The 6,218-nt window shown below is 65.4% G+C and carries 5 protein-coding genes; 3 read left to right on the top strand and 2 right to left on the bottom strand.

The features are described 5' to 3' along the window. Positions 1-191 precede the first annotated feature (191 nt). Positions 192-1,403, bottom strand: a complete 1,212-nt coding sequence (locus NG898_RS06680) for an MFS transporter (RefSeq protein WP_252691589.1) — start codon at positions 1,401-1,403, stop codon at positions 192-194. Positions 1,404-1,476: 73 nt separating this feature from the next. On the opposite strand from NG898_RS06680, the gene NG898_RS06675 reads away from it, so the two are divergent. After that, on the top strand, positions 1,477-2,496 hold the full coding sequence (locus NG898_RS06675) for an AraC family transcriptional regulator (protein WP_252691588.1): 1,020 nt from the start codon (positions 1,477-1,479) through the stop codon (positions 2,494-2,496). Between the two features lie 3 nt (positions 2,497-2,499). On the opposite strand, the gene NG898_RS06670 is transcribed toward NG898_RS06675, so the two are convergent. Beyond that, positions 2,500-3,417 carry a LysR family transcriptional regulator gene (locus NG898_RS06670; protein WP_252691627.1) on the bottom strand — a complete coding sequence of 306 codons (918 nt, stop codon included), beginning with the start codon at positions 3,415-3,417 and terminating at the stop codon, positions 2,500-2,502. Between the two features lie 233 nt (positions 3,418-3,650). Between NG898_RS06670 and NG898_RS06665 the strand changes: the two genes are divergently transcribed. Together NG898_RS06665 and NG898_RS06660 are read left to right on the top strand one after the other, a co-directional pair. Further along, complete coding sequence (locus NG898_RS06665; RefSeq protein WP_252691587.1) at positions 3,651-4,952, top strand: MFS transporter; 1,302 nt, start codon at positions 3,651-3,653, stop codon at positions 4,950-4,952. A 35-nt stretch (positions 4,953-4,987) separates the two neighbouring features. Next, a complete protein-coding gene (locus NG898_RS06660; protein ID WP_252691586.1) occupies positions 4,988-6,199 on the top strand; it encodes a M20 aminoacylase family protein in 1,212 nt (403 codons plus the stop codon). Positions 6,200-6,218 lie beyond the last annotated feature (19 nt).

Raw genomic sequence — 6,218 nt, 5'->3', positions numbered from 1 at the left:
GCCAGCCACCCGCACCACCGCCCTACGAGCCGCCCCCAGGAAGAATCGAACCGAGCACAAAGTGCACGCCCGTGCCGACATTTGAATTTGGTTGCGAGCACGACAACTAAAAACCGGCTGGACAAAAGATGGCGCGCACTGGACCGACTCAGGCCATAGCCGGCCGACACAGCGGCGCGCATTTCGCTCCGTCACTCAACCATTGCCGGGACCACCTCCACGCGTTTCGGCACGCCCGTCACGATCGTCGCAACAGCAATCGCCAGCACCACGGCCGCGCCAATGAACACACCGGCCGCGCCGTTTGCGTCAAACACCACGCCGCCGGCTGCCGCACCGGTTGCAATCGCGAGCTGCACGGCGGCGACGATCAGGCCGCCCGCGCTTTCGGCCTCGTCGGGCACGGTCCGCGTAACCCATGTCGACCACGCCACCGGCACGCCGCCAAACGCCATACCCCACAGTGCGATGAGCACGGCATCGATGACCGGCGCACGGCCCAGCGCCACGAGTGCGATGCCCAGCACCACCATCAGCGCGGGCATTGCGATCAGCATTGGGCGCAGCCGGTGTTCCAGCACACGGCCGGCGAGCGATGTGCCGACGAAGTTGGCAATGCCATAGCCCAACAGGATCGCCGACAGCCCGTTCACGCCAACGCCCGCAACCTGTTCGAGGAACGGTCGCAGATACGTGAAGAACGCAAAGTGACCGGTGAACACGAGGATCGTGGCGAACATCCCGATGCCGACGGATGGGCGGCGCAGCACGTCGATCAGCGTGCGCAGGCGCGTCGTGCCGCTTGGCGCCATCGAAGGCAATGTCGCGACCTGCGACACGAATGCAATCACCCCTAGCGCGGCTGCGGCCAGGAACACGTTGCGCCAGCCGATCAGATGCCCGAAGTAGCTGCCCAGCGGCGCAGCGGCAATCGTTGCGACGGCCACGCCGCTGAAGATGATCGACAGCGCCCGCGGCACCATCGTGGCGGGCACGAGCCGCATTGCGGTGGCGGTGGCCATGGTCCAGAAGCCGCCCAGCGCAATGCCAAGCACCACGCGGCCGATCAGAATCGTCGTCAGATTCGTCGCAAACGCCACAGCAAGGTTGGATGCCACGAGCAGCACCGAAAATGCGAGCAGTACGCGCCGCCGGTCGATGGAGCGCGTGACGGCGGCAGTCAGCAAGCTGGTGACGAGCGCAACCGTTGCGGTGGCCGTGACGGCCTGTCCTGCCACGCCTTCGGTCACACCAAGGCTTTCCGCCATGGGTGTCAGCAAGCTTGCGGGTAGAAATTCGGCCGTGACAAGCCCGAACACACCCAGCGCCATCGCAAAGACAGCGCCCCAGGCGGGTTCACGGGGAGCCGCGATTGAGGCGGCCGTGGAGATTCCGGGATTCATGCGTCGGTCCGTAGAAAAAATCAGGGAAAGTACCAATAAGGCCGCATAGTAGGGCCCGAACGCCGGACGGTCTATGGCATACAATCCGGTCTTGTTGATCAATCGTCCGGATTTTGAGATGCCCTCACCTCCGCCATCTGCCCTGCCCGACGCGCACGACCTTGTCAGCGAGCTGCTGCTGGGCATGCGGCTGAGCGGTGTCCAGTACCGCCGTATCCACGTAGCGCGGCCGTTCGGATTGAGTTTTGGCGAGGCGCCTGGGCGTGCGCAGTTCCACTTTGTGGGGCGCGGGCCCGTGCTGCTGCGCGATGCGTCGGGCGCAACGATGCAACTTGAGGCTGGCGATGCGGTGTTGCTGCCTCAGGGCACCCCGCACGCATTGCTGTCCGATCCGGATGCACCGTGCCGTGAGATCGCCGGCTTTGAAGCCGCGAAGATCTGCGACACGGTGGCGTCGGTGGGCGCCGGTACGGAATCAGCGCCGGGAGATGCGCTCATTTTCAGCGCCTGCATGGAGCTGGATCTGGGTGGCATGCAGCCCCTTGTCGGCACCATGCCCGAGTTCATGCACGTCGGCACCCTGCTCGCGCGCTATCCGGAAATCCGCCCCATGCTCGACGCGATGGAGCGTGAATCGTGCTCGGAGCGCGCAGGTTTTGCGGGCATCCTCGCGCGGCTGGCTGACGTGGTGGCAGCGTTCATCGTGCGCGGCTGGGTGGAATGCGGCTGCGGCGACGCCACGGGCTGGGTGCAGGCCCTGCGCGAGCCAAAACTGGGCCGCGCGATCGTCGCCCTGCATCGTGACCCGGGCCGCAACTGGAGCGTCGCGGAGCTGGCAGCGCAAGCCGGCGTATCGCGTTCGGTGTTTGCCGAGCGCTTCCTGGCGGCGACCGGAATGACGCCCGTGCGCTATCTGACCGAGCTGCGGATGCGGCTCGCCGCGCAATGGATCACGCGTGACCGCGAAGCGATCGAAGCCGTCGCATACCGGCTCGGCTACGGGTCGCTCGCTGCGTTCAGCCGTGCATTCAAGCGGGTAGTCGGGCTGCCGCCCGGGGCCATGCGAGCGGAAGGCGCCGAACTTGACGCGTGATGTTCAGCGCTGGCGATAGTGCTGGGCCGCGTGCCGGATCTCCTTGCTGAATTCTGCGCACACATGCGTCATCAGGTCGGCCGAACGGTAGACCATGTAGACGTTGAAATCCGGCAGCTCATCTTCCATCGGCAAGGTTTCGAGCGAACCTGGCACCATGCGCAGCGGCCCGCCGGTGCCGCTGAAGACAAATTCCGACCACATGCTGACGACGTCTGTCTTCGTGGCCAATTGCAGCCCCAGCAGATTCGACGCGCTTTGCACGATCCGCCGAGGTATTTCGAGACGATGCAGCCGCATCAGGCTGGCCATCGGGCTGCCCGGATCCTCCAGCGGGTCGAGCACGAGCCAGTCGGCATCCAGCAGCGGGCGTAGCCGGCGCACGCGGCGCAGCGGATGGCCCGGGCGCACCGCCAGGCGCATCGGCACCGAAAACAGCGGTTCCCACTGAAAACTCCCCGTGCCCGGGCCGCTGTTGCTGGAGATCAAACCGATATCGAGCCGCCCCTCCCTCAGCCCTTCCAGAATCTGCTGCGGACGCTGTTCGAAACCGCGTAGCGCGACGTTGGGAAACCGCTTGCGCAGCGCCGCCATGGCATCCGGCAACGGCCCGCTCGACGCCACGGCCGTGAAGCCGATGTTGAGTTCCGCCTCCGCATGGCCGCGAATGGCTTCGATGTCTTCCAGCGCGTGACGCAGTTCCTGTTCGACGACACTCGCGCGCTTGACCAGCGCCATGCCATATGCGGTGAGGCTCACGCCGCGCACCGAACGCGACAGCAGCGTGACGCCAAGCTCCCGCTCCAGTTCCGCAATCGCCTTGGATAGTGCTGGCTGCGAGATGTGCAGCCCGCGAGACGCTTCGTGGATGCTGCCGTGCTGTGCCACGGCCAGCAGGATGCGCAATTGGTGCAGCTTCACGTCGCTCTCCCCATTGTTGGGCGCCATGCCGGCACTCAGCGTGTCACGCGGCCTCGCCCCCAGGATTCGCGGGCTTTCCCCGATAGCGGATGCAGGCCGGTTATGACGGCGATTCTATTTGGTTATCGGGATGAATATTTACGATTTTCTCTGGACGGCGGCTTGGCGGAATACTGCAAGCGCCCAAGGGTTCGCAGAAGCCCTCTCGCCAATACCCCGGACGGAGATCCTCAATGAATAACGCCACCCTGCAGCCACCGTTGCCAGCCTCGGTCGCTGCCGCGCACAAGCCTGTCGGCCAGGCACGCTTGATCGCAGCATGCTCGATCGGCAATGCGCTGGAGATGTACGACTTCACGGTCTACAGCTTCTTCGCACTGATGATCGGCAAGCTGTTCTTTCCGTCCGATAGCGCGTATGGCTCGCTACTGCTGGCAGTGGCGACGTTCGGCATCGGCTTTGTGATGCGCCCGCTGGGCGGCTTCGTGATCGGCAACTATGCAGACCGCCACGGACGCAAGGCCGCGATGACGCTGACGATCGGGCTGATGGTCGTCGGCACGCTGTGCTTAGCGGTAGCGCCCACGTACGCCACCGCAGGGCTGTTCGGCCCGCTGGTCATTCTGGCCGGCCGGTTGCTGCAGGGCTTTTCGCTGGGTGGAGAAATCGGTGCGTCGACCGCGATGCTGATGGAATCCGGCGGCATTCGCGGGCGCGGCTTTCGCGTGAGCTGGCAACTCGGCAGCCAGGGCATTGCGGCGCTGTGCGGCGCGCTCACTGCGGCCATTCTGTACGGCAGCCTGTCGCCGGAAGCGCTGCAGAGCTGGGGCTGGCGCGTACCGTTCTTCCTCGGCTTGCTGATCGCGCCGGTGGGCCTGTATATCCGCTCGCACCTGGATGAAACGCACACCGCCGAAGCGCATGCACCGAGCCCGCTCAGCACCCTGTTCCGCGACCACGGCGGGCTGGTCATCAAGGGCGTGCTCACGATCATCGGCGGGACGGTCGGCACGTACCTGGTGATCTATTTCATGCCGACCTACATGATCCGCGAGCTGCATCTGCCGCCTTCGCTGTCGCTGCTGGCCGGCTGCGTGACGGGGCTGACTAGCTTTGGCGCGTCGCTCCTTTCCGGTTGGCTGGCTGATCGCCTGCCGCGCCGCAAGCCGCTGGTGGTGGGCGCAACGCTGGTCACCGTGGTGGCGCTCTATCCGGCCTTCTGGCTGATGACGCATTACCCGAGCGTGCCGCTGGTGCTGGTGCTGTCCGCACTGCTGACCGGCACGCTGTACCTGGGCACCACGCCGATGCTGCTGATGATGATGGAGCTGCTGCCCATCAAGGTGCGCGCGAGCGGCCTGTCGGTCATCTACGCGATCGGCGTCACGGTGTTTGGCGGTTCGTGCCAGTTTGTCGTGACGTGGCTGCTGGCCCGCACCGGCAATCCGCTCTCCCCTGCCTTTTACATGATGGCGTGCAGCGCCATCACGCTGCTGACCGTGCTGAGCCTGCGCGAATCGCGCGAGACCCATTGACCCCGGATTCCAACCTCCAACCCCGGAGCCCCGACATGACGAAAGCCCCCACGCTCACGCCGTTCCAACTGTTGCCGCATCTCCTGCCGCCCGTCCATATCGATGCAGAAACGTTCGTCAACATCCGCCGCCAGATCCACGCGCAGCCTGAACTTGGTTTCGAGGTGGGCGCCACCAGCACGTTGGTGGCCGATCTGCTCAAGAGCTGGGGCTACGAAGTACATGCCGGCATCGGCAAGAGCGGCGTCGTTGGCCAACTGAAGCTCGGCAACGGCACGCGCCGCCTTGGCATTCGCGCGGACATGGACGCCCTGCCCATCGTTGAAGCGACCGGCCTGCCCTACGCCAGCCGCAACCACGGCAAGATGCACGCGTGCGGCCACGACGGGCACACCGCCATCCTGCTCGCAGCGGCCAAGGCGCTGGCCGAGAGCCGCAGCTTTGACGGCACGCTCAACCTCATCTTCCAGCCCGATGAAGAAAACCTGTGCGGTGCGCGCGCCATGATCGAAGACGGCCTCTTCGAGCGCTTCCCCTGCGATGCCGTCTATGCCCTGCACAACATGCCGGGCGTGCCGGCCGGCAGCTTCCGCGTGCTGCCGGGGCCGGTGAGCCTGTCTTCCGATGTGGCCGACGTCACCATCAAGGGCATGGGCGGACACGGCGCGATGCCGCATCGCGCGCGTGACCCGATTGCCGCATCGGCTGCCATCATTACCGCGTTGCAGACGGTGGTCGCGCGCAACGTGGCCCCGGACGACACGGCGGTGGTGTCGGTCGGCTTCATCCGTGGCGGTGCTACACACAACGTGATTCCCGAATCGGTGACGATCGGCCTGAATGTGCGCGCGGCGCGGCCCGAGACGCGTGAGCTGGTGGAAATGCGCATCCGCGAGATCGTCAGCCTGACCGCACAGGCCCATGGCGTCGAGGCGCAGATCGACTATCGTCAATTGACGCCGCCCATGGTCAATACCGAGGCCGAGACGCAACTGGCGCAGCAGGTCTGCACCGAACTGGTGGGTGCGGCCAACGTCGTCACCCAGGCGCCCAAGGGGCTCAACGGCAGCGAAGACTTTGCATGGATGCTCAATGAAGTGCCCGGCTGCTACCTGATTCTCGGCAATGGCGAAGGCGAATTCGGCGGCTGCATGGTGCACAACCCCGGCTACGACTTCAACGACCAGGTGTTGCCGTTGGGCGCCGCCGCCTGGGTGCGTCTCGCGCAGACCTACCTGACCGCGTGAAGTGAACTTCGAGTCAAGC

The organism is Ralstonia mojiangensis, from assembly GCF_023955645.1.
Classification (GTDB): Bacteria; Pseudomonadota; Gammaproteobacteria; order Burkholderiales; family Burkholderiaceae; genus Ralstonia; species Ralstonia mojiangensis.
This window is presented reverse-complemented; position numbering and strand designations above follow the sequence as displayed.